The 246-nt window shown below is 74.8% G+C and carries 1 protein-coding gene; it reads left to right on the forward strand.

What is annotated here, in order from left to right; translation table 11 throughout:
- Window positions 1–246, forward strand: a 246-nt coding sequence (locus AC5RWD_RS23395; RefSeq protein WP_494022291.1) for an alcohol dehydrogenase catalytic domain-containing protein, incomplete at both ends; no start/stop codon positions are given.

Raw genomic sequence — 246 nt, forward strand, 5'->3', positions numbered from 1 at the left:
AGGATCTTGCCCTGGCGGTGCCGGGGCCGGATGAGGCGGTGGTCGAGGTGCTGTTCGGGGGGATTTGCGGGTCGGACCTGCATTACTGGCTGCACGGTGCGGCGGGCGAGTCGGTCCTGAAGGCGCCGCTGGTGCTGGGGCATGAGATATCCGGGCGGGTGGTCCGGGCCGCGGGGGACGGGACCGGCCCGGCGGCCGGGACGCCGGTGGCGGTGCATCCGGCCACCCCGGGTCCCGGTGAGGGTC

Source organism: Arthrobacter sp. CMU6, from assembly GCF_059090205.1.